Origin of the sequence: Burkholderia sp. ZZQ-2, from assembly GCF_050768715.1 — a bacterium.
Taxonomy (GTDB): Bacteria; Pseudomonadota; Gammaproteobacteria; order Burkholderiales; family Burkholderiaceae; genus Burkholderia; species Burkholderia cepacia.
Genome location: NZ_LDVA01000253.1, coordinates 1 through 911 on the forward strand (window position 1 = coordinate 1; position 911 = coordinate 911).

1 protein-coding gene is annotated in these 911 nt (G+C 66.0%); it reads right to left on the minus strand.

Annotation, left to right across the window (positions count from 1 at the left end; all coding sequences use genetic code 11):
* A partial coding sequence (locus ABY44_RS17775) for an NAD(P)/FAD-dependent oxidoreductase (RefSeq protein WP_431641497.1) occupies positions 1-911 on the minus strand: 911 nt, incomplete at both ends.

Here is a 911-nt window from a genome sequence, read left to right on the forward strand (position 1 = left end):
ATCGCGCGCGCGCCGTACGACACGCGCTTGCCGCCTTCCAGGAACGCGCGGATCGACGGGTGCGTCTTGTAGCGCTGGAATTCCTCGAACGGCGACAGGTACGGGTTCGTGTAGCCCAGGCCCACCACGAAGCCGACCACGACCTGGTTGTTGTCCATGTGGTACAGGAACGAGCCGCCGTAAGTGTCCGACTTCAGCGGCCAGCCGGCCGTGTGGATCACGAGGCCCGGCTTGTGCTTGGCGGGATTGATTTCCCACAGCTCCTTGATGCCGATCCCGTAAGCCTGCGGATCGGCGTTCGCGTCGAGCTTGAACTTCGCGATCAGCTGGCGGCCGAGGTGGCCGCGGCAGCCTTCGGCGAACAGCGTGTACTTCGCGTGCAGTTCCATGCCGAGCTGGAAGTTCTCGGTCGGCTCGCCGTCCTTGCCCACGCCCATGTTGCCGGTCGCGACGCCTTTCACGGAGCCGTCGTCGTTGTAGAGAATCTCGGCGGCCGGGAAGCCGGGGAAGATCTCGACGCCCAGCGCTTCGGCCTGCTGGCCCAGCCAGCGGGTCACGTTACCCAGCGAAATCACGTAGTTGCCGTGGTTCTGGAAGTTGGCGGGCAGCGCCCAGTTCGGCGTGGTGATCGCGCTTTTCTCGGACAGGAACAGGAAGCGGTCTTCCGTCACCTCGACGTCGAGCGGCGCGCCGCGTTCCTTCCAGTCGGGGAACAGTTCGGTGATCGCGCGCGGGTCCATCACCGCACCCGACAGGATGTGCGCGCCGATCTCGGAACCTTTCTCGAGCACGCACACGCCGATTTCGGTGCCTTTCTCGGCGGCCAGCTGCTTGAGCCGGATCGCCGCCGACAGCCCGGCGGGGCCGCCGCCGACGATCACGACGTCGTATTCCATCGATTCGCGCGGGCC